The sequence below is a fragment of the Microcoleus sp. M2_D5 genome, assembly GCF_036701935.1.
Taxonomy (GTDB): domain Bacteria; phylum Cyanobacteriota; class Cyanobacteriia; order Cyanobacteriales; family Microcoleaceae; genus Microcoleus.
This window is the reverse complement of the sequence record NZ_JAUBRP010000020.1, coordinates 55565-78989: the sequence shown is the minus strand read 5'-3', so window position 1 is coordinate 78989 and position 23425 is coordinate 55565. Positions and strand designations below refer to the sequence as shown.

The window sequence follows — 23425 nt, the reverse complement described above, 5'->3', positions numbered from 1 at the left end:
TCTGCCTGCGAACCGCTGTCCAGAGAATATGCCTCGTTTTTTCAACAGGAAAAGTGGAGGCATATCCTCCGGGTCTGCGTAACCAGGCAGAGCTTGGCAACGAGTAGAAAAACAAGTATGTCGATCGCCAGCTACGATCGAACCTTCAGCAGCGACATAATTATGCCAGTTAAGGAACCACCAAGCAAAGCTAAAGTAGCTAAGGTACTAATGCCAAATCCTGCCGCTCTTTTTTCGGCAGCTTGATAGTAACCCCAAGCAAACAAAATGCGTCCAATTATCCAAACTGCGCCGATACCGGCGCCCCAAATTGGGCTGATAAATTGCGAGAACAGCCACAGCGAGGGCAAAAATAGAATCATTTGCTCTAAGGTATTTTGCTGAACTCGCACCACTCGCTCAAAGTCTGGGTTTCCTGTCATCTGCGGGGGAGAAACTTTGTATTTGAATCTAGCTCTGCCGACGTTGATAGTAACAACGAAGTAGAGAATTAATGCTGAAACAGTAATTAGACTAGGCCAAAGTGTGGCGTTTGCTTCTGCGAGCATGATTCGGTATTATTGGGGTGGAGTATATATCTTGATTATAAATGAATTATTGCCGATCGCGTTATTCATCGCCCTCCCGTCATTCCAGGCAGCGGATTTGATTCAACTGCTGGGTATTAGTGGCGCGGCAATTGCTTTAGAGTTCTGGGACATCCTCTAAAACTTGCTGGCTGTGATTTTGATTCTTGTGCTCGCACCTGCATACGGATACCAGCCCCCGACTCTTGTCGTGAGTAGCCCAAATTTTAGACTCTTATTCAACCTCCCAGATTCATCTGTGGAGTAAATTGAAAATATCGAATCTAGAATCTAGAATCTAGAATCTAAAATCTAGAATCTAGAATCTAGAATCTAGAATCTAAAATCTAGAATCTAGAATCTAGAATCTAAAATCTAAAATCTAAAATCTAAAATCTAAAATCGTTTGACGCATACAAGCCCCCGACTTAAGGAGATTATTTTGCTCAACAATATTCGAGATCGCCTTAAATATTTCACCAGGAGCAGGATTCATCGAGAGCATCTAAAGCAAATACGAGTTGACTTGTTGGAAGAATCAACCCTAGATATTAACTATCTTGTCTTAATTCTCGGTTCCTGTATAATTGCCACCTTTGGACTGCTTTCCAACAGTGCAGCAGTCATTATCGGTGCTATGATTATTGCGCCTCTGATGTTGCCAATCCGAGGGTTAGCATTTGGAGCGGTAGAAGGTAACGTTATCATCTTCCGCAAAGGTTTAGTTGCATTAGCAGTCGGGACGGTGCTAGCAATTTTTCTAGCTTGTTTTTTGGGCGCTTTGGTACAAATTCCCGACTTTGGAAGCGAAGTTTTAGCTCGTTCTAAACCTACATTACTAGACTTAGGAATTGCGATCGCCGCTGGGGCAATCAGCGGCTATGCAAAAGTTCAGCCCAAAGTTTCTGCTACTCTGGCGGGCACTGCGATCGCCGTGGCTCTCATGCCGCCAATTTGTGTTATAGGTTTAGGCTTATCTCAAGCTAATTGGTCGCTCAGTTTGGGAGCAAGCCTCCTGTATCTTACGAATTTGCTGGGAATTACTCTCTCCTGTATGCTAACCTTTTTGATGGCCGGCTACACCCCCCTGCATCGCGCCCGTAAAGCCATCTTTTGGGCGCTAGCATTGACGGCTATACTTGTAATTCCTCTGGGCGTGAGTTTTGCGGAATTGATCGAGCAAGCGCAACTCGAAGCTAGTCTGAAGCGGGCGTTGCTTAACCGAACTATTACTTTTCAACGGGTGGAACTGATTGCAACTGATACTAACTGGTTGACGAAACCGCCGGAAGTGCGTCTGATTGTTCGCAGCAGCGAAGCTTTGACACCCAAACAAGTGCAGCTTTTAGAAGAATTTGTCGAAAAAGAAATGGGTCAACCGTTTACCCTAATTTTTCAAGTCAGTCAAGTTGAAGAAGTCCGGCGACCGACGCTGAATAAGTCCCGCTAAAAACCGAATCCTTAACTATTTTATTCCTAATTATATGACCCCAGAAGCTGTAATTAACCAAGTGACTATAGAGGGCAATCTGAAGCAATTTCTCTTAGTGCTATTAGTTTCCTTAAGTGTGGCGGTGCTGCCGCAAATATGGGGCTGGTTGCGCCAAATTCCCTACACGCTGCTTTTAGTAATTGTTGGGTTGGGTTTGGCTTTTATAGATGTGCGATTGGTGTCGCTCTCGCCAAAACTGATTCTGTTGATTTTTTTGCCACCTCTGTTGTTTGAAGCTGCTTGGAATTTGGAATGGCCTAAACTCCAGCGGGATTTAGTGCCGATCGCTCTTTATGCGGTTTTGGGTGTTGTTATTTCTGTTGCTGGCGTGGCTTTTGCTCTCAACCAAATAGCGGGAGTTTCTTTAGCGATCGCCCTGTTGGTAGGAGCTAGTATCTCTGCTACGGATCCTGTTTCTGTAATTGCATTGTTCCGGGAACTGGGAGTTGAAAAACGCCTAGCTTTGCTGGTGGAGGGAGAGAGTTTATTTAATGATGGCATTGCTATTGTTGCCTTTAGTTTTTTGGTGGGATTCTCTCTAGGGACTGATGACGTTGGCATCCCAGTTCTGATTGCGCGTTTCTTAGCTTTTGTGGGAATTGGGGTTGTTGTCGGCAGTTTAATCGGTTTTGGAGTTTCTTATCTGACTCAACCATTTGATTTACCTTTGGTGGAGCAATCGTTAACCTTAGTTTCAGCCTACGGCACTTATATAATTGTTGAGGAATTGGGTGGTTCTGGGGTGATTGGTGTGGTGGTGATGGGCTTGATATTTGGAAATTTCGGCTCTCGTATCGGTATGCAACCCAGTACCAGACTTGCGGTGACACAATTTTGGAATTTTTTGGCGTTTTTTGTAAATTCGATCATGTTCCTGCTGATTGGCGATCAGATAAGGTTTGCTGATTTGGGAACGAATTTAGGAGTGATTGGCATAACTGTAGTGGCGATGTTTGTGACGCGAGCGATCGCTATTTTTGGTTTAGGATGGTTGAGCAATTGGTTAGGACACTCTGAAATTTCATTGCCAGATCAAACTGTAATTTGGTGGGGAGGATTGCGGGGTTCTGTCTCGATTGCTTTAGCTTTGAGCGTACCTCATATTCTGCCCGATCGACCAAAAATTATTGCGATCGTGTTTGGCGTAGTTTTATTTACGCTGCTAGTACAAGGTTTAACCACCAAGGCACTGCTGGAAAAACTGGGGTTGTTGAACAACCAGGAGTTCCGCCAGGAGTATCTGGAGGCGATCGCCCAACGTGTTGCTCTCAACCGGGTTCTCAAGCATATATCTGAAGTATCGGGCGATCGTAAAATCGAGCCTGAGTTTTCCAATCATCTCGCGAGTCAGCTTCAAGAAAAATTAAATATGCTGCAAGCAGAAATCAATCAAATGTACGATCGCTCTCCTGAACTGCGGCAGATGACTATTGACAAACTCGAAGGGGATTTGGAGGCAATAGAGGCTGATACTTATGCTGAATTTGTGCGAGCTGGTCAATTGAAGGAGCTGCCTGTTTCTGTGTTGCAGCAATGTTTTAAAGAGCGGAATGAGACAATTGTTTCTTAAAGCGAATTCGGTTGCAGGATAAACAGAAATAAGTTGTAAGCTGAAGTGCATTTAAATTGTATAGTCAAATTTAAGAAAAGTCTTGTGGGTGGGCCAGAAAGCCTGCCCAAAAATACAATTTAGATGCCCAACAGCTTAGCAATGAGAATTAAATAACTTCCACAATTTTGTGTGTGGGATGGGCGTCCCGCCAGTCCAAAAAGGAAGGGCGGGACGCCCATCCCACAATAACAATTAAAATTGTAAGTTATTTAATTCGCGATCGTTACTATAACGAGGAGGGGTTTTGGGCTTTCGACTGAAAGTATTGTTGGCAATCAAAAACATTCCGAATTGTTGAGGGGCGGACATGGTATAATTCCTGATATAGTATGGTGCGTCAGCCTCAGAAATTTTTACAGTTATGTCAAAAATTGATCGAGCTGACACACCCTACGATAATTTGAAGATGAGCTAGATCGTAGAAAGATTAGACAGAATTTGGTAAACTGAGATTAAGGTTACATAGGAGGTCAATTTAATGACCAATACTGCTCTCAATTTTAAGACTGCACCGGGACATGAAGTTCTGGCCGCGGCGGGTAAGAAAATGTTGAGACCGGGGGGGAAATTTGCTACGGAACAGTTATTTGAATGGGCGGATTTTCAACCTGGGGAAACTGTTTTGGAGTTGGCTGCTAGTTTTGGATATAGTTCGATCGCCCTTGCTGAACGTTTTGGGGTAAAAGTAGTGGGAGTTGAGAAAAATCCCGACAGTGTGGCCCGCGCTCGTGCTAATGTTACAGCAGCCGGTTTGAGCGATCGAGTGGAAATTGTGGAAGGAGATATTTTTCACTTGGATCGGATTTCCCAACAGTTTGATTGGGTTTTGGCTGAAGCTATCCTGACGATGCAGTCGCCGTCGGGGAAAGCTAAAATTGTATCGGGAATTTGCGATCGTTTAAAACCAGGCGGCAAGTTTCTCTCTCACGAACTTTTAGTTAAAAACCGAGAATCTGAAATTCACAAAGCTTTATCAGAAGTGATTCGCGTCAATTCAACGCCTTTGTCTGAGTCGGGCTGGATTGCTGTTTGCCAAAACGCGGGTTTGCAAGTAGAAAACTGTCAAACTGGGGCGATGGGCCTCCTCAACTTGCCGCGAATGCTGCAAGATGAAGGGTTTGTGGGTACTGTGCGGATTGTGTGGAATATATTAAGTCGATCGCAAATTCGCGATCGTATCTTAGCAATGCGTCGAGTTTTCCAGCATTACCAACAGGATCTAGGCTACATCGTTATCTCTGCTAAAAAACAATCTTAACCGAGTCCATCGATTTTCGATTTTCGATTTTCGATTGCCGAAAGTGAAGCCACCGATCAATCCGGGGACTTGTGACCAAATTAATCGATTTTCGATTTTCGATTGAAGAAAGTGAAGCCACTGATAAATCCGGGGACTTGTAACCAAATTAATTAATTCTCAAAAACTATGACTGCTACTCTTTTACCGCTACAATCTTCAGCAATCCAACTCCGAGACGCAATTGAATATCCCGCCGCCGGAGTGCTGAACAAAATTTTAGTCAAAGACAAGAATTGTCAGTACAGTTTATTTTGTCTGGCCGCCGGAACGGAAATTTCGGAACACTCTTCAGCAAGGAATGCCACAGTTAATGTACTCGAAGGAAAGGGAATTTTGACTCTTGAAGGCAAGGATATTGTTTTGGAACCGGGGGTATTTGTCTTCATGCCGGGTAAAGCTATTCACGCTTTGAAAGCTGAAGAAAATTTGGCGTTTATTTTGACACTTTCCGAGGCTAATTAATTCCCGAAATATTGCTGTCGGGGCGGGTTTTACCAACTGTGAAATCATGTCCCGTAGCATCATCAGTTGGGGCGGGGCTGGTTTACGAGATTGTTCGTTTGAGACGTAAATAGCTGGTAAAACCCGCACCTACGAATTTGGGCATAAAATACGGTAAAGAATATTTTATCGCAATCCTGTAGGGGCGGGTTCACCGAAATATATGACACGCAACGACGCATCCTAAAAACCCGCCCCCACCCCGCCCAAAAATTAGGAATACATTGAATTTAACCATGTGGCGGGGATGTTTTTGGGGCTGATTGGTAGGGTGGGGGCGGGTTTTTTGAGATTGTTTGTGGGTGACAAAATCCCTGGCGAACCCGCCCCTACGAGAGCGCAAATAATTCGATCGCCAGTCAACCGCACACGGTTTGAAACGCCGTTACAAAAATTGGGATTTTAACATTTAGTCTATTTCTTCTTCCGAGGCGATATCCTCCAATTGTTTCCAATCCAATACAATAATTTTCCCGCCTCGAATGTAGCAGACAAACGGCTTTAATTTCTTAAATAACCGCACGCATTCTTCGTAGGTAATGCCAATACTGCGAGCGATTTGATAGTAGGGAAAAGGTTTTTCTAAACATACACTATTATCCGCAATCTTCCTACCTTGCAAGGGCGGCAAAGTAATGAATAAATCGGGCCAGCCGCACGATCGCCCTTTCCGACACCAAAGCGTGCACAGTAGGAGTGCAGTTGCTGCAACCGCTGATTAAACACCGCCAATATTCGCAACGCAATCTCAGGATTTTCTCTAATTGCTGCTAGCAAAACTTCCCGTTCTGTGGTAAGAACTTCCACATCAGTTTCTGCTGTCACCGTTGCCGGCGCAATGCCGTTGCCTAGCAAAGCAGGTGCGGCAAAAATATCTCCCTGAAATAAAGTGCCCAGAATTGTTTCTTTGCCCCCCGCCGCTGTTTTTGCAACCCGCAGAGAACCGATCGATCATGGTGTATAATTTTTCGGGGATGCGATCGCCCTCATACATCACAACTTCTCCCTGTCGGTAAGTCCGAATTGCTGTATGTTCTTGCAATCGCTCTAATTCAGTTCGGTTTAAGCTGGCAAATATTCCAATTTGAGCCAGTTGCTCAACAGTTGATTTCATAGATTTAACTCTACCCGCTCGGAGTCCATTGACAGTATAATAACGGTGAATTCAGAATATATCGAGACAAGCAGAGCCATCTACGAAAATGCAGAACCTGAATATCGGCGATATTATTTTGATGAGGTAGCTGGTGGATTTGTGCTAATTCACCAACAACACAATCTTAATAATTCGGAAATCTTTCTTGCTGAAGTTTTGGCTAAAATAGGGAAGAGAGTTAGAATGTTGAGCGAGCAAGCAGCAGAGGGTGTGAGAACGCCAGACGCTGAGATTGACGGTGAGATTTGCGAATTTAAGGAGTTGACAGAACAAACTCAAAACATCAGAGACCGAGTGCAAGAAGGCATCAGTAGAGCGAAAAATCAAGGTGCATCAGCCGTTATTTTTCACATCAATAGAGAAAATTACGAGGTCTGGAAAATCAACGCTGGCATCAAACAAGCTCTGTTTTGGGATACCGAAAAGCAAATTCAAAAAATATTTTTTGTTGTTAATAGCGAAGAAATTCAAATAATCACCAGGGAAGAGTGGAAAAATGGAAGATCATTTCAGCGATTTTAAAGAAATTGTAGGGCGCGGATTGCAGAACAATATGCCGCGAGATGCTAAACTAATTACTGTAGGGCAAATTTTATATGCTGTTACCCGCGACGATCTAACCATAGAAGAAGGTTGGCTGCTTGAAGAGATGATGGGTGGTAGAAAACAGTGGGAAGAGGCACTTGAGTACAGCATTTTTGGCTATCCAGTAGACACAGCAACGCCACCTTTAGATAAACCTCTGGTAATTGCTGGCAAAACTTTTCATTCTCGCTTGATGACGGGGACGGGAAAATATCGCAGCATTCCAGAAATGCAGCAAAGTGTCAACGCTAGCAGGTGCGAAATTGTGACTGTAGCTGTGCGGCGAGTGCAAACAAATGCTCCGGGGCATGAAGGATTGGCAGAGGCTCTCGATTGGACTAAAATCTGGATGCTGCCAAATACTGCCGGTTGTCAAACTGCGGATGAGGCAATTAGAGTAGCTCGTTTGGGCCGGGAAATGGCGAAACTTTTAGGGCAAGAAGACAATAATTTTGTCAAGTTAGAAGTGATTCCCGATGCTAAATATTTGCTGCCAGATCCGATCGGCACTTTGGAAGCTGCAGAACAATTAGTCAAAGAAGGTTTTGCCGTTTTGCCTTACATCAATGCCGATCCCTTGCTGGCCAAACGCCTCGAAGAAGTCGGTTGTGCGACAGTCATGCCTTTAGGTTCGCCCATCGGTTCAGGGCAAGGGATCAACAATGCCGCCAACATTCAAATAATTATTGACACGGTAAAGGTTCCTGTGGTAGTCGATGCGGGGATCGGAACTCCCAGCGAAGCAGCCCGAGCAATGGAAATGGGAGCCGATGCACTGTTGATTAATTCCGCGATCGCCAATGCCCAAAATTCCCCGGCAATGGCAAAAGCAATGGGAATGGCTGCAGAAGCGGGGCGGATGGCGTACTTAGCAGGCAGAATGCCGATCAAAGATTACGCGATCGCCTCTTCTCCCCAAACAGGCACTGTCACCTCCAAATAAATGGCCGAATTTTCCTGGGCGCTTTTTTGGTAGAGTTGTAAACATCAAAAATATTAAGGATTGTGACTGATGCCTTACATCAAAGATGACGATGGACGCCTGAACAACTTTGCTAAAGAGCCGAAGGTGTATGAAGCCGTACCTCCCAACAAGCAACAGCAACGGAACTATATCATCATGGGTATTGCAGCAGCCATGTTAGTGGTCGGTTTGGTGTTTGTGGCTGCTTCCGTCTAAAAACTGGGCTTACACTCAAAGCTGCTTCAAATCGCAATTTTAAATAATCCTTCAACAAACCATGTTTTCCCACCAATGGAAACATGGTTTTTGTGTTTCAATACAAAGCAGGTAGTTGCGACCATCCTGAAGCGTGCTAAGCGAGCTGGAAAGCTAAATAAGACCAGCATAAATTTGTTGTTTTCCTCTTGGCTGTCGGGTTCAGGGACTTGGGTTGCAAATACTAACACGGGTTCGTCACCCACATAAAATTGCCAATTGAAAATCTACAATCCTTTAGTCATCACCGGTGCGATTGACAATTCCCGCATCCAGGATACCCGCCACGCGATCGATCCGTCCATAAATAAAAAACCTGTATCCGATGAAACTTGCCGAACGTATTTATCCGTGGGGTCAAGGCTTCAATCTAAAATCTCAAATCTCAAATCGCGCAATCGATTGACTGCCTTCGGGGCTGAGTTGTGAGTTATGAACGATCGAGATTTCAACTCTCAACTCTCAACTCTAAAATCTACAATCCAAAATCTAAAACCTAAAATCTAAAATCTAAAATCGACCGATCCTGATGTCTATTCCTTCCCAAAAAGTTTCTAGCTCGAACAAGCTGATCTACCAACGCTTGAAACAGGCGATCGACCTCAATTTACGCCGTCAAATTTTTATTGCCGCCTGCGACGACTTGTGCTTGCGAGACTGTCTGGCAGCCCGCTTGCAGACAGAATTAGCCGCAGAGAGCGCAGGCTCAGATCCTCGCTCCCCGATGATCGACTACCCCCGATTTGTCAGTTTGGAACTCGACTTGAGCGATCCAAATCCTTGGGGTTCGATCGCCGCGTGGCTGACCCAACACCCACCGCCCCAAAATAGGGGCAGCTACAGCCCTTTGCCGGGATTTCAAATTATCGGGGCCGAACACCTAACCAGGCAGTCAGCAGCCGTGCAGTGGTCTTTCCTGAGCTATTTGAGAGACATCGAAGCAAACCTGCAAATGTGCGAGTCTACTCTGTTGCTGTGGGTGTCGCGCCCCTGGCTGAGTTCGATCGAGCAATCGGCCCCAGAATTTTGGCACTGGCGAACCGGAGTATTTGAGTTTGAAGGCGAACCAACTCCAGCTAAGGGAGACTTCGGGTACTTTGAGGACTTCGGGAACTCGGCAGACTTGCGAAATTTGCGGGACAGCGGAGACTTTGGCAACAAACTTTTAATATCTTCTTTGTCTGGACAATCCCCAATTCCCGACGAACAATTCCCAATTTCCTATCCCCCGTCTCCAGCGTCAGATTCTCAATCCGTCCAACTGGCAGATGAGGAACAATCCTCAATTTCCCATCCCCCATCCCCAGGGCCAGATTCTAAATCCGTCCAACTGGCAGATTTGGTGCTAGCAGCGGCTTCTGAGGAGTTGGAATCAGAAAATGATGCCGCGTCGGAGGACAATTTTCTGCCCCTGCAAACCCTGCAATACATCGAACTGCTGCAAGAACATCAGTGTTCTTGCGAAGCTTTGGCTTTGGCTTATCACAGTTTGGGGAATTACTACCGCGATCGCATTCTGGGCGGAGACATTTCAGAGCAAAACCTGACCATCGCCATTGGCGCGATCGAACAAGTGATTGCCTATCTCGACGTTGACAGCAACTCGCAGCAAAATCAACCGCTAACTGAAGAATGCGCGCGGCTGATTGCCCAATTGACAGAAAATTTAACTCAGTACGCCCAGGAGTCCACCAGCCTACCGCCAATTTCCGATCTGCTCAACGATCTCGGCACTCTCTACTGGATGCTGTCGCGCGATCGCACGCAGCATAACGCCTCAGATCCGGTATCGGCCCTTGAACGCAGCATCGCCCTCTACCTTGAAGGTTTGAACCGAACAGATGCCGAAACCGTACCCCAAACCCGCGTTAGATTAAACAAAAATTTGGGCATCGCCTCGGCTGATTTAGCCCGCTATCGAGACAAGACAGAGAACTTGCAGCACGCAGTTGCAGCTTACCAACAAGCGCTGCTGGATCTCGATCCCGCCGCGGAGCCCCAGCAGTACGCTGCTGCTCAGAATAATTTGGCGACAGCATACTGGAATTTAGCCCAAGATGGTGAGCCGATCGTCTATCTCAAAAGCGCGATCGCAGCTTACACCCAAGCCCTCTCCTGCTACAGTCCCGAACGAGAACCCCTCAACTATGCCGGAGTGCAAAACAACCTCGGTACCGCCTGCTGGAACCTCGCCCAGCACCAACCCTCAGAACCCCTGCTAGTCAGGGCGATTTCCGCCTACCGCGAAGCATTGAAATACCGCACCCGCGAATTAGTACCTGCAGCAGCAGCCGCCACCTACAACAATCTCGGTACTGCTTATTGGCATTTGGCGAACCAGTTTCAGCAGAAACAGGCGCGGACGGAATCATTGCAGCAGGCGATTACCGCCTACGAAGCCGCCTTGGATATCGCCGGAAAGCTCGATCGAACCCAACTCACTTTTGACGCCTTAGCCGCCCGCAACAATCTCGGACTAGCCCACTATCAACTAGCCACCGACCCAGATTTTGCCGCTAATAAAGTCGCACAGACAAGCCATCTAGAAGCAGCACTGCACCACCAGTTGCAAGTGTGCGCCGAATGGGGACAATATCTCAATGACAAAGGGTTAATATATGGGGATAAACTCAACCTGCAAGCCGCGGCAAACTCCCAAGCTGCTGATTCCCGGCAAACAGCATTGAGCTATATTGTCAAAACGATTAGAGCTTTCTATAGTGAATGTGGGCTGCCCGGCCAAAATTTAGCCTTATCCAAAGTTCCTGGAGATTTATTGCCTGAAATTTTGCGTAGGTTATAAATAGAGCTATAACTATTAAAAGCTCAATTTTTTCGAGATTTGTATCCAGTTTTCTATTATTATGGCTGAATATTCTTGCCTAATTCTTCAAGCAAACTTGTGGTCATGGCCCCTGTAAAAATCCTTGTGGTTGATGACGACCCGGCAATCCGAAATTTAATTCACCGTTTTTTGAGCCAGCAAGGTTATCAAGTTGAGTCTGGCGAGGACGGTCAGACTGGTCTGGAATTATTTGAGCAACTCAATCCTGACTTAGTAGTTCTAGATGTAAATTTACCTGATACAACTGGTTACAAACTGTGTCAAGAAATGCAAAGACGCACGGGCGTGTTTGTGTTGATGCTGACTGCCCGAACCGATGAAGCTGACAAAATGAAAGGGTTTGCCGAAGGTGCTGACGACTACATTACTAAACCTTTTAGTCTTGTAGAGATTGGAGCTCGCGTTGCAGCAATTTTGAAGCGCAAACGCATTGTGACTCCCGCCGAACAACAAAGTCTTACTTTTGGAGAGCTACTAATAGATCCGGTTCGCCGCGAGGTGATTCTCGGCAGTCAGATAGTTGCTTTGACTGCTTTAGAATTCGACCTGCTGTACTGTTTGGCCAGCAAACCCGGTCGCGTGTGGAGGCGATCGGAATTGCTGCATGAAGTGTGGGACTACGAGTATGTAGGAGCCGATCGCGTGGTGGATGTCCATATCGGTCAAATTCGCCGCAAAATTGAACCAGATGCCAATCAAATTTCGATGATTCAAACCGTCCGAGGCGTGGGTTACAAATTTGAACCCACAACCTAATAACATTCGGCATTGGGCAGCGGATATGAAGGCAGAAGGCCCTAGGTGCGGGTTCACAAATATCTCGGATTAACATACTCGATATTTGTCAACCCGCGCTCCCCACACCGTAATTCAGCTCGATCGAGTATCTGATTGTTTGTTCTGCAAATACTCGCCCACTTCTCGCGCACGCTCAAAACCCCTTCGCACGCAATCTCCCAAAGCCACGCCGCCAACGTAGTTGCTGCACAAATACACCCCCGGCAAAGATTTTAAGCCCTCATCGATTTGTTGCAGGCGATCGAAATGCCCCAAATTGTACTGAGGAATCGCCCGCTTCCACAGCTTCACCGCTAAAACTTTTGGCTGTGGCACATCTGGTTTCAGCAAAATCCGAGACAAATCTCGGTGTACCTCCCCAACAATTTGTTCTGAGTCGAGATTGCCAATTTCCGAATCAGTAGCCCCGCCGATGTAACTGCTGAGAGTTTGCCACCCAGCAGGCGCGCGGTCTGGAAATAAACTCGATGTCCAAATAGTCCCCAGAGTGCGAATTCCCTGCCCCCTCGGAATTAAATTTCCAAAACCCACTAATTTACCCTTGACATCAGACTGCGGGTATGCTAATACAACGCAGGCAACCGTAGGATAAGTAAAAGCTTGTAAAGCACTGCTAACTTGCGGTTGCAGAGGCCCCAACAAATCGGCTGTAACGTAAGCCGGCGTTGTCAAAACCACGGTGCGCGCCTCAACTTCCTGCTGTCCGTCGGGCGTCGAGAATACAGCAATGTAAGTTTCGCGTTCTGTACGATCGAGGCGAGTCAATTGCCAGTTGAGTTTCACTCGATCGCCCAATTCAGCAGCGATCGCCTCTGGCAAAGCCTTCAACCCCTGTTTAAACGAACCCAACTCCCCCGGCCTAGTCTTAGGAACATTCGGGTCTGCAGGGATTTTCTTCGGTCTGTTTTTAGCAGAAAGCAGCGCCCCCGCCACCAGCCCGCCACCCACATCAGCCATCTTTGCTACCCGGCCAAAAGCCGCCGCGGCGCTAAGTTGTTGCGGATCGCCCGCATAAACCCCAGAAACAAAAGGTTCCACCAACCGCTGCATCACTTCCGTCCCCAGATGACGGCGGAAAAATTGAGAAACAGTTTCCTCGTTACCCTGCTGCGAAAGTCCAGCGCCCATTGCCGGCGCGACAAACCCCAAAGCCCCGAACAGCGCCCGCATTTTCCCCGGCAAACTCAGCAACTGAGACTGAATCATCGCCGGTGGAGTCATCGGCACCGGTTGCAGCTTATTTTGCCAATACACAAAACGAGGCAATTTGCGATCGGCAAAAATCAACTCCTGCTTCAATCCCACATCCACAGCCAACTTCATCAATTCCGGCGTCGGCGAAAAACTGTTCGGGCCCTCCTCCCAGAGAAACCCCCCCGCTGTCACAGTGGTGATGTTCCCGCCCACACGTCCCTGACTCTCAGCGACTAAAATCTTCAGCGGCGATGCACTCCTTGCTTCCTTGTGAAGTGCGTGCGCCAAACTCAAACCGCTAATACCTGCACCCACAATCAAGGTATCTAATAGTTCCATATTACATAGAAAAATATCGCAATCTTTATGTTACATGGCTTTGCACGGCTTGCGTTCTTTGCTGGGCGTACTGCCAAACCGCTTTCTGATTACCCAAATGGGAATTGGGAATCGGGAAGCTGTCGGGCATTTCTTAAGCATTTTTCTCGCAGGTTGTGGATTAACATCTGCCCACCTCCCCGTCTCCCCGTCTCTCCATCTCGCTTTTGTCTCCGCTGGGTCTGGTGTAAAAAAAGAGCATCTGCTGTTATTAAGCTATATTCTCAAAAATACTATTTGTTTAAAATTTTTGTATTATAGGGAACAGCGCCGAAAATTGCACCGGGAAACGCAGCAGTAAAGTGCCCAAAAAGATTTGAGTGGGTTAAACTTATATGTTGCACCATTCTCAATTAGCCTTTTATGAACAGGCTTTCCGGCCTGTTCCACAATAAAATTTATATTTTGTGGAACAGGCCGAAAAGCCTGTTGCTGACAATGGTGCAAGATATCAGTTAAACTAACTTTAGGAAAATTTTAGAGCTTAAGCAAGTCAGCACCCCGCTCGGAAGAGATGGGGCTTTATGCCCTAATCAAAAGACATAGTTGACCAGCTATCGTCTTAACTGATTAGGTTATCAAAAATATGGGTGTAGCTCAAGCTGCTATGCGATCGTGCGTGAAATATTTGAAACGGTAATTGTTCCGTTGAAAGTAGATCACAAAAGTACCAAGCGACCAAGTAGACCCCTGTAGCAATAATCAATATTCAAGGCGGTGAAAACTGCTGGATGCGTGCTTCCTCGATCGGTCTTTAGACACGAGGTTTTCATAATACTAAGCTTTTGTCATGAAAAAATACCCATGCAGGAAGTTATCAACTCGTTTCAGTCTTTTTTCTCTAACTCTGTTGATGCTTTCCTAGAGTGCGATCGACAGCAAAAGTACCTATCGATCAATCCTGTCGCTGCTGCTTGGATGGGATTGGAGCCTGCTGAAATAGTCAACAAAACTAATCAGGAATTATTAAAATTATATCCCAATAATGCTGCTGTCAAAAATATAATCTCGCAGATTGATTCTTGCCTGCAACAAGTATTTATTACCGGGGAAAAACGGCTGGCAATTCATGAGGTGACGACGGCAGACGGCGGGATTAAAATTTACGAAACTGCTTACACGCCAGCGGTGGATGCCTCTAGCAAGCAGATGCGGGTTTTGGGCGTCGGTAGAGATATCACCAGGCATTACCGCTGGCAGCAGCAGAAAACTCAACAGTTGCGCCGATCGAACCATTTACTGTGGTTGAATGCAGCTAACAGTCCGCTGGCAATGGTGGGCTGGGATGAAGATTTTCGGATAGTTCAATGGTCTAAACGCGCCGAAGAAATCTTTGGCTGGACATCCGATGATATGATGGGCAAGCAGTTCGGCGATTTAGATTTGGTTTGCGAAGAAGATAGAGAGGCTGTAAGCGCGATCGAGCTTGAACTGGCCACTGGCAACGGCAATACTTCAATTAACCGCAACTATACTAAAAGCGGACAGGTAATTTGGTGTCGCTGGTTCAACTCGATTATTCGCAGCGGCGATACTTTTACCGTGCTTTCTTTGGTGGAAGATATCACCGATCGCAAACGGTTGGAAGCAGAAAAAGCCCAAGCTTCTCGCCTCACAGCAATGGTAGCGGATGTGGGTATTGCCCTCACCAGACACCCTCAAGATATCCTGCTTCCCTGCTGCGAGGCACTGGTGCGAAATCTCGATGTCGCTTCGGCAGAAATTTGGACTTTCAACACTCAACATAATGTTTGCCAATTGCAAGCAGCATCGGGAATCTACAGCCGCACAGACGATCGCGCTAGCTTTATTGAAAGTAAGGTTAACTCGATCGCCAAACAGCAAAAACCGGAATTTGACTGCGGATTTGAACTGAATAATTTTGGGTTTCCAGAGGAAGAATCCGCCAAAGCAAAAGATGTACACAGTTCCGAATTAGCAATTATCAACACCAGTCAAAAGCCGAGAAATTGCCCAATACCTAAGCAAATTCTCACCTTTGCAGGCTACCCTTTGATAGTCGAAGAACGGCTGGTGGGAGTCATGGTAATTATCAGTTGCCAGCCGCTGAGTGCACCTTTTCAGGAAACTTTAGCATCGGTTGCTGATGTCATCGCTTTAGGCATCGAACGCAAGCGTGCCGAAGCTGAATTACAATCAGCGAGAGGGTTCCTCAATTCCGTAGTAGAAAATCTGCCGGTGGGAGTTTTTGCTAAAGATGCTTCTTCGCTGAAATTTGTGCTGTGGAATAAAGCGGGAGAAACGATCGCAGGTGTTACTTCTGATGAGGCGATCGGCAAAAATGACTACGATATTTACCCCAAAGAACAAGCTGATGTTTTTACTGCTCAAGACAGGGAAATATTGACAGGCGATCGCAACCAATCTAATGTTAAAGACATAGCCGAAGAGCCGATCCAAACTCGCCACAAAGGTATGAGAATACTGCACACCCGCAAAGTGCCAATTCTCGACGCTGCAGGCCGTCCTCAGTACGTTCTGGGGATTACTGAAGATATTACCGAACGCAGGCAGGTAGACGAAAGCGTGCGCCTCTACGACCAAATTGTCGAGAATATGCAAATTGGTTTGTACGTCTACCATTTAGAAAATATAGACGATGATAGCACTCTCAGGGCGATCGCCTCCAATCCTGCAGCTACCCTATTTACCGGATTAGAAATGGCTGATGTTTTGGGAATGACAATCGACGAGATTTTTCCCCACCTGCGATCGAAAAACATTCCCCAAGCATTTGCTTCGGTAATTCGCACCCAGAAAGCCGTAGAAGTTGAAGATATTGACTGCGATGAAGGCGGCCGAATAACTCGCGCTTTTTCTATTAAAGCTTTTCCATTACCCAACAACTGCGTCGGTGTTGCTTTTGAAAACATTACTGCTCGCAAGTGCCTGGAACTAGAACTGCAGGTAGCTTTGGAAAAAACCGAACGTTCCGAACAATTCCTGCGTACAGTTATAGACAAAACCAGCGACTGGATTTTTGCCAAAGATAAAAATTTTTGCTATATTTTGGTCAACAATAGTTTCGCTCGCTCGATTGGAAAAACAGTCGAAGAAATCCTTAGCAAATCTGATTTAGACTTAGGGTTTTCAGTAGAGCTAGTGTTTGGAAATTCTGCCAAAAATATCCGAGGCTTCCGCACAGACGACTCTGCTGTACTGGCAGGCGAAATTATCCACAATCCCTGCGATGTGGCTACTGTTGCAGACGGTTCAGTACATATTTTGGACACCCAAAAACTTCCCCTGCGCGACGCTGAAGGCAATGTATTTGCAGTGCTAGCTTTCGCTCACGATATTACCGAACGACATGAATCGGAAGCAGCTTTGCGTAGAAGTGAATCAAGATTTAGGTCTTTGGTAGCTAATATTCCCGGAGTGGTTTATCGCTGGAAGTGCGATTTTTCGACTAATTTTATTAGCGATGCCGTTTACTTATTAACTGGCTACCATGCGGCAGATTTTATTTGGGTTTTGGACAGGAGAGGTCGGACTTTTGCCAGCATTATTTACCCGGAAGATTTGGCAAAAGTAGAAGAAACTATTCGGCAAGGCATAGAAAACAAAGAGTCTTATAACTTGGAATACCGCTTGCTAGCAGCAGACGGCACGGTTAAATGGGTTTGGGATAAAGGTTCTCCTGTGTTCGACGCAGAGGGAAACGTTTGCTATTTGGACGGGGTGATTTTTGATATTAGCGATCGGTACTGCGCCGAGGAAGCATTGCGCCAAAAAAGTTTAGAATTAGAAGCAGTTTTTCGCGCTTTGCCTGATTTGTATTTTCGACTCGATGCTGACGGTATAATCGTGGATTATTTGTCAGGAACTTCTTCGAGTTTATACGTACCTCCCGAACATTTTATGGGTCAACGAATGACAGACGTATTGCCACCCAATGTCGCCTGCCAATTTGCCAAAGCAATCTTTGAAATTTCCGAAACAAGAAACTCAATCGATATAGAATATTCGCTTTCCATGTCGGAAGGAGAAACAACTTATGAAGCCCGACTGTTGCCGTTTAATTCAGATCAGATTATTATTCTAGCCCGCAATATTACCAAGCGCAAACAAGCCGAAGCTCAATTAAAACATAAAAATAGCCAGCTAGAGCAAACATTGAAACAATTAGGCAGGACTCAAGCTCAACTAATTCAAGCGGAAAAAATGTCGGGTTTGGGACAGCTAGTGGCGGGAATTGCTCACGAAATCAATAATCCTGTCAGTTTTATTTACGGTAATATCACTTACGCTAGCGAGTATGCCAAAAACTTGCTGGAACTGTGCAGTTTGTACCAAGCACACTACCCGGAACCTGTGGCGGTTATCCAAGATTGGGCAGAAGAAATAGAACTGGAATTCATGAAAGAGGATTTCCCGCACCTGCTGAGTTCAATTCAAACCGGAGCAGACAGAATTCGCCAAATAGTTCTGTCTTTGCGTAATTTTTCGCGCCTGGAAGAATCCGATCTTAAGCGTGTTAATATTCACGAAGGAATAGACAGTGCTCTGTTGATTTTGCAACACAAAATTAAAGAAAATGGCAGAAATCGTCCTATTCAAATAGTTAAAGAATATGGAAACTTACCGCAGATACAGTGCTACGTGGGACAGTTAAATCAAGTGTTTATGAATATTTTAAATAATGCTGTTGATGCTTTAGCAGATGTCAGGCAGCGGAAGTCGGAATTGTCTAGTTATTCGGAAGAGGAACGGCAAGATTTTGCTAGTCTACCTTTAAGTTGCGGGGCATCGCCGTGGATTCGGATTCGCACGGAGTTGCTGGAGAACAATCGGGTGGCGATCGCAATTTCCGATAACGGGTATGGCATGGCAGAGTCTGTTAAATGTCGGGTATTTGACCCGTTTTTTACTACTAAACCAGTAGGCAAAGGTACAGGTTTGGGACTGTCTATCTCCTATCAGATTGTTGTGGAAAGACACGGAGGGACGCTGCAGTGCATTTCCGCGCCTGGAGAGGGAACTGAATTTGCGATCGAGATTCCAATTCGGCAGAGGTAATGAGTGATTGGTAATTGGTAGTTGCACGATAAAAATGATAATCTAATTAAAGATTCTAAAAGTCAGGAATATTAGCATGGTATACAAAAACATACATACTTCTAATGCAGTTGCCAAACCAATTAAAGATGATGACGATGATGATTCCTACGTTGACTATTTTTATGACGATCAGGGGGCTCCGCCGGGAACTCTCGACTTAGAACCCGATGCGCCGCCTCCCGAAATTGTATTAATTGACTATTGCGAAACAGCAGCTACTCGCGCTCACTTGGCAAATCCTCAAGAAGGTGCTGCGTATTTAGATACAGCATCTGTTTCTTGGGTTGATATGTTGGGATTAGGAAACAAAGAAACTTGGCGGCAAATGGCCGAAGTATTTAATTTGCACGTAATGGCTCAGGAAGATGTAGTTAATGTTCCCCAGCGACCGAAAGTTGTAGATTATGAAGAACATCTTTTAATCATTGCTTGGATGGTGATGCTGCATCCTGAATCAGATACTTTTCATAAAGAACAAGTAAGTTTTATTTTGGGCAAGCATTACCTGCTAACTGTTCAGGAAGAACCCGACTACGATTGTTTTAATCCCGTGCGCGATCGCATTCGTAAAGGACAAGGAATAATTCGCAAACACGGAGCAGATTATCTGGCTTATACTCTGTTAGATTCGATTATAGATGGATTCTTCCCTGTATTAGAAGTTTACGGAGAGCGCATTGAAGAATTAGAGGATGAAGTGGTGGTGAACCCCACCCGCAAAACCCTGGAAAAAATCTATAAAATCCGGCGAGAATTGCTGACGCTGCGCCGCGCCATTTGGCCGCAGCGGGATGCAATTAATGTTTTGATTCGAGATAGCAGTGATTTGATTAGTCCAGAGGTGCGAATTTACCTGCGGGACTGTTACGATCACACGGTGCAGGTGATGGATATGGTGGAAACCTATCGTGAGTTGTCTTCGGGTTTGATGGATGTTTATCTGTCCTCGGTTGGCAATAAAATGAATGAAATTATGAAACTGCTGACAGTGATTTCTAGTATCTTTATTCCTCTAACTTTTGTGGCGGGAGTATACGGGATGAATTTCAATACAGAGAAATCGCCTTGGAATATGCCGGAACTGAATTGGTATTTTGGCTATCCGCTTTGTTGGGCGCTCATGGTAGCGATCGCCTCTGGTTTAGTTTACTTCTTCTGGCGGCGCGGCTGGTTTGATAATTTTTCTACTATCAAAGATGACTCATTAAAGTAACCGAATTGAAGATTTGAGATTTGAGATAGGGCATAGGGGAGTGAATAATTCAAAACACTGTTAGGGATAAAGGTTTCCTGCCCCTAGTTGAAGCCGTGTCATAAATCCTGGTATCATCAATCAAAAATCCTTAAGCTTACAGATTCAATGCTGCAAGTAAGGATCGCGAATTAAATAACTTATCATTTTAATTGTTATTGTGGGAGGGGCGTCCCGCCCGTCCTTAAACGACGGGCGGGACGCCCATCCCACAAACTTGTGGAAGTTATTTAATTCTCATTCCTAAATCTAAAATCTAAAATCTAAAATCTAAAATTGATTGACGAACGATCGCGTACAATAAATCTGGGGGAAAAGTAGGCGCAGGCGGTTGCGGATTAGCGAAAGCTTGTCTGAGGAAAGTCCGGGCTCCCGAAAAACCAAACTTGCTGGGTAACGCCCAGTGCGAGCGATCGTGAGGATAGTGCCACAGAAAGATACCGCCAATTAGTCATTAGTCAGCAGTCATTGGTCATTAGTAAGTAACTGAGGATTTTTGACTGGGAAGCAACAACTAATTTGGTAAGGGTGCAAAGGTGCGGTAAGAGCGCACCAGCAGCATCGAGAGGTGCTGGCTCGGTAAACCCCAGTTGGGAGCAAGGTCGGAGGAACTATGGTTGGTTTTTTACCAGTTCCGTTTTTTGGTACCGCTTGAGGCGTCTGGTAACAGGCGTCCCAGATAGATAACTGCCCTCGAAAACTGCTTGCAGTTGAGAGAACAGAACCCGGCTTATGTCCGACTTTTTCCCCACCCAAATTTGGGTAAGGTGCTTAGGGGCAGACTTGTCAAGATTTAGTTAATGTGTTTGCGTCATCGTAACCATTGAGCTGTATTCTTGATATGTTATTTATTGCTAATAATCAATTAAATAAAGAAGATTTATCGATCGCCAGAAGCATAGATTTCCAGAGGTTGAGGCACTTTTCGCCACCTTGACAGAGTGGACGCTCAGCACCACGAGGACTATTGAGTTTGTTAATGAAAAGCTTTTTAGTGATATGAATCTGATCCCATTTTCAAAAAATCATGCAATTTTAGAAAAGCTCCAAGCCCGGATAGTCATCCGTCATTCGCAATTATAAAATCTAAAATCTAAAATCTAAAATCTAAAATGGTATGATTTATCCGGGTCGCCAAAAGCAACTTGAAACATTAATTCAAAAATTGGGACTGACGAAGAATGCTTCGATCAAATGGCATCTCGTCGATTTAGCTTTGACTCATGCGAGCGCGTCAGCTAAGGCAAATTACGAGCAACTAGAGTTTGTCGGCGATGCAGTTGTGCGGCTGGCTGCGTCGGAATTGTTGTTTGAGATTTATCCTGACTGTACAGTGGGGGAATTTGCTGCTATTCGATCGATCTTGGTGAGCGATCGCATTCTTGCTAAAATCGCTGAAAGTTACGGGTTCGATCGCTATTTAATTGTTTCCAGCAGCGCAGCCGCGGACAAAACAGGCGCTGAACCCCGGCTGGCAGATGCTTTGGAAGCGGTACTGGCTGCGCTTTATTTGAGTACCCAGAGCTTAGAATTAATTCGCCCTTGGCTAGATTCTCACTTTCAACGCTTAGCAACAGAAATCCGCAGCGATCCGGCTCGCCAAAACTACAAAGCTGCTCTCCAAGAGTTGACTCAAGGCAAATACAAAACTTTGCCTAAATATAGCGTGCAAGAAACCGGGACAGTGCAGGGCGGAGAGGATCGTTTTACCGCAGAAGTTATCATTCAGGGAAAGTTGGTAGCAGAGGGAAAAGGTCGATCGATCAAAGCGGCCGAACAAGCAGCGGCTCAGGTAGCTTTCAATAAATTAGTTGGTAGTGAGTAGTCAGTTGACTGTTGACTGTTGACGGTTGGCTGTTGACTGTTGAGTGGTGTTATCAGTTATTTGTTATTTGTTAGGAGCGCGAATTAAATAACTTACAATTTTAATTGTTATTGTGGGATGGGCGTCCCGCCCGTCCTTTTTGGAAGGGCGGGACGCCCATCCCACTTTCAAGAGTGGAAGTTATTTAATTCTCATTCCTTAGCTGATAACAATAACCAATAACCAATAACCAATAACTACTGAAAACAGTCAAAAGTCAACAGTGATTTTTTTGAGTGAAAACATAGATAATAATAACAAAATATGCTAGAATTGCTGTGCGATTTTTGAAATTATAATTAATGAAAATCGGAATAGCTGTATTGGGTGCAGGCCGCTGGGGAGTTAACCTAATTCGCAACTTTCTCGAACATCCCAACAGCCAAGTTTTAGCGGTGGTAGACCCGAATCGAGATTCATTGGCGGCCGTTCAAAAACAGTTTAATCTGGATGCCTCGGTGATTCTAGCTACCGATTGGTCTCAAGTGCAAGCCTTGCCGGGACTGCAAGCTGTGGCGATCTCCACTCCAGCTTCCACACACTACACCCTCGCAGCAGCAGCGCTGAAACAAGGCTACCACGTCTTAGCAGAAAAACCCCTCGCCCTCAACCTCACTGAAGCAATAGAACTCTGTCAATTAGCCGAAAAACAGCAGCGGCAACTCTTTGTTGACCACACTTATCTGTTTCATCCAGCAGTCGATCGAGGCCAAAGAATTATTCAACAGCATCAACTCGGAAAATTGCGCTACGGTTACGCCCAGCGCACCCATTTTGAACCGGTTCGCCATGACGTTGATGCCCTTTGGGACTTGGCCGTTCACGATATCGCTATTTTCAATACTTGGTTGGAACAAACGCCAATTGAAGTAAGGGCGATCGGCACTGTTTTTCCGAAGGAATCAGGAAGTTCGGCAACGGATTCTGTAACGGATGTAACGGATGTAACGGATGTAAAGGATAGAAGGAAGAAGAAAGAAGGAACAAGGAACAAGGAAGAAGGAATAAATCAAGACGCAGCAGAAATTGAAAATCAATTTGCTCCTTCACGGATGACTGCTAATCCTGCAGAAAAACTAGCAGATTTAGTTTGGGTAACGCTCACCTATCCCGACGGATTTCAAGCATTTATTCATCTGTGCTGGCTAAATCCCGACAAACAGCGGCGCTTAACAGTTGTTGGCAGTTTGGGAACCTTGATTTTTGACGAAATGTCGCCAGAAACTCCCCTGATTGTGCAGCGCGGCCGTTCTGATTGCGGGGGCGAAGAGAATCACTCTATTGAAAGTGCGTTAGCGAAGCCCGCCCCTACGGGGGCTACGCCAACGAAGAGGAGCGCGTCGCAGCCAACAAGCCTCAAACACCGCGAAGTGTTGAGTTTAGAAAAAGTAGAACCGCTGAGGCGAGTGTGCGATCGCTTCCTCAATTGCGTGCAAACAAATACCCCCTGTCTTACCTCTTCGGGCGCCGCCTCCGTCGAATTAATCCGCATTCTCAGCACTTTGAGCAAATCCCTCGAACTCGGCGGACAGCCCCTAATACCATTTTAGATTTTAGATTTTAGATTTTAGATTGGGAACA

General features: G+C 45.7%; 19 protein-coding genes and 1 other RNA gene. 15 read left to right on the top strand and 5 right to left on the bottom strand.

Features of this window, described 5'->3' with window-relative positions; all coding sequences use genetic code 11:
* Window positions 1-131: 131 nt before the first annotated feature.
* Window positions 132-548 carry an MAPEG family protein gene (locus QUA50_RS11360; RefSeq protein ID WP_333267091.1) on the bottom strand — a complete coding sequence of 139 codons (417 nt, stop codon included), beginning with the start codon at window positions 546-548 and terminating at the stop codon, window positions 132-134.
* 31 nt (window positions 549-579) lie between these two features.
* Between QUA50_RS11360 and QUA50_RS11355 the strand changes: the two genes are divergently transcribed.
* From QUA50_RS11355 to QUA50_RS11335, 5 genes are all read left to right on the top strand, one after another.
* A complete protein-coding gene (locus tag QUA50_RS11355; RefSeq protein WP_333267089.1) occupies window positions 580-708 on the top strand; it encodes a hypothetical protein in 129 nt (42 codons plus the stop codon).
* 264 nt (window positions 709-972) lie between these two features.
* Window positions 973-2016 carry a DUF389 domain-containing protein gene (locus QUA50_RS11350; protein WP_333298870.1) on the top strand — a complete coding sequence of 348 codons (1044 nt, stop codon included), beginning with the start codon at window positions 973-975 and terminating at the stop codon, window positions 2014-2016.
* A gap of 34 nt (window positions 2017-2050) precedes the next feature.
* Window positions 2051-3628, top strand: a complete 1578-nt coding sequence (locus QUA50_RS11345) for a sodium:proton antiporter (protein WP_333267085.1) — start codon at window positions 2051-2053, stop codon at window positions 3626-3628.
* Window positions 3629-4148: 520 nt separating this feature from the next.
* Window positions 4149-4928: a methyltransferase domain-containing protein gene (locus tag QUA50_RS11340; protein WP_333267083.1), complete on the top strand. Its 780-nt coding sequence runs from the start codon at window positions 4149-4151 to the stop codon at window positions 4926-4928.
* 168 nt (window positions 4929-5096) lie between these two features.
* The gene (locus tag QUA50_RS11335; protein WP_333267081.1) at window positions 5097-5432 is read left to right on the top strand and encodes a cupin domain-containing protein; all 336 of its coding nucleotides are present in this window, start codon (window positions 5097-5099) and stop codon (window positions 5430-5432) included.
* Between the two features lie 621 nt (window positions 5433-6053).
* Here QUA50_RS11335 and QUA50_RS11330 read toward each other — a convergent pair.
* Window positions 6054-6368: a cyclic nucleotide-binding domain-containing protein gene (locus tag QUA50_RS11330; RefSeq protein ID WP_333267118.1), complete on the bottom strand. Its 315-nt coding sequence runs from the start codon at window positions 6366-6368 to the stop codon at window positions 6054-6056.
* A complete protein-coding gene (locus QUA50_RS11325) occupies window positions 6280-6585 on the bottom strand; it encodes a hypothetical protein (protein ID WP_333267079.1) in 306 nt (101 codons plus the stop codon). The genes QUA50_RS11330 and QUA50_RS11325 overlap by 89 nt, the downstream gene beginning before the upstream one ends.
* 45 nt (window positions 6586-6630) lie before the next feature.
* Between QUA50_RS11325 and QUA50_RS11320 the strand changes: the two genes are divergently transcribed.
* The 3 genes from QUA50_RS11320 (at window position 6631) to psb34 (ending at window position 8392) form a co-directional block, all read left to right on the top strand.
* Complete coding sequence (locus tag QUA50_RS11320) at window positions 6631-7149, top strand: CdiA C-terminal domain-containing protein (protein ID WP_333267077.1); 519 nt, start codon at window positions 6631-6633, stop codon at window positions 7147-7149.
* Window positions 7124-8155 (top strand): thiazole synthase, encoded by a 1032-nt coding sequence (locus QUA50_RS11315; protein WP_333267075.1) that lies wholly within the window; start codon window positions 7124-7126, stop codon window positions 8153-8155. The genes QUA50_RS11320 and QUA50_RS11315 overlap by 26 nt, the downstream gene beginning before the upstream one ends.
* Window positions 8156-8224: 69 nt before the next feature.
* Window positions 8225-8392: a photosystem II assembly protein Psb34 gene (gene psb34 / locus QUA50_RS11310; protein ID WP_333267073.1), complete on the top strand. Its 168-nt coding sequence runs from the start codon at window positions 8225-8227 to the stop codon at window positions 8390-8392.
* Between the two features lie 26 nt (window positions 8393-8418).
* Here the strand turns inward: psb34 and QUA50_RS11305 are convergent, their stop codons facing one another.
* Window positions 8419-8637: a hypothetical protein gene (locus tag QUA50_RS11305; protein WP_333267071.1), complete on the bottom strand. Its 219-nt coding sequence runs from the start codon at window positions 8635-8637 to the stop codon at window positions 8419-8421.
* 323 nt (window positions 8638-8960) lie between these two features.
* Between QUA50_RS11305 and QUA50_RS11300 the strand changes: the two genes are divergently transcribed.
* Window positions 8961-11234: a hypothetical protein gene (locus QUA50_RS11300; protein WP_333267070.1), complete on the top strand. Its 2274-nt coding sequence runs from the start codon at window positions 8961-8963 to the stop codon at window positions 11232-11234.
* A gap of 105 nt (window positions 11235-11339) precedes the next feature.
* Window positions 11340-12032: a response regulator transcription factor gene (locus QUA50_RS11295; protein WP_333267068.1), complete on the top strand. Its 693-nt coding sequence runs from the start codon at window positions 11340-11342 to the stop codon at window positions 12030-12032.
* A 114-nt stretch (window positions 12033-12146) separates the two neighbouring features.
* On the opposite strand, the gene hemG is transcribed toward QUA50_RS11295, so the two are convergent.
* Complete coding sequence (hemG, locus tag QUA50_RS11290; protein WP_333267066.1) at window positions 12147-13607, bottom strand: protoporphyrinogen oxidase; 1461 nt, start codon at window positions 13605-13607, stop codon at window positions 12147-12149.
* 843 nt (window positions 13608-14450) lie between these two features.
* On the opposite strand from hemG, the gene QUA50_RS11285 reads away from it, so the two are divergent.
* The 5 genes from QUA50_RS11285 (at window position 14451) to QUA50_RS11265 (ending at window position 23394) form a co-directional block, all read left to right on the top strand.
* Entirely contained in the window at window positions 14451-18686 is a 4236-nt protein-coding gene (locus tag QUA50_RS11285) for a PAS domain S-box protein (RefSeq protein ID WP_333267064.1), read from the top strand.
* Window positions 18687-18762: 76 nt separating this feature from the next.
* Entirely contained in the window at window positions 18763-19941 is a 1179-nt protein-coding gene (corA, locus tag QUA50_RS11280; protein WP_333267062.1) for a magnesium/cobalt transporter CorA, read from the top strand.
* A 353-nt stretch (window positions 19942-20294) separates the two neighbouring features.
* Window positions 20295-20728: RNase P RNA component class A (gene rnpB / locus QUA50_RS11275), an RNA gene on the top strand.
* Window positions 20729-21097: 369 nt separating this feature from the next.
* Window positions 21098-21805: a ribonuclease III gene (gene rnc / locus QUA50_RS11270; protein WP_333265497.1), complete on the top strand. Its 708-nt coding sequence runs from the start codon at window positions 21098-21100 to the stop codon at window positions 21803-21805.
* Window positions 21806-22146: 341 nt separating this feature from the next.
* A complete protein-coding gene (locus QUA50_RS11265) occupies window positions 22147-23394 on the top strand; it encodes a Gfo/Idh/MocA family oxidoreductase (RefSeq protein ID WP_333265499.1) in 1248 nt (415 codons plus the stop codon).
* The last annotated feature ends 31 nt before the right edge of the window (window positions 23395-23425 follow it).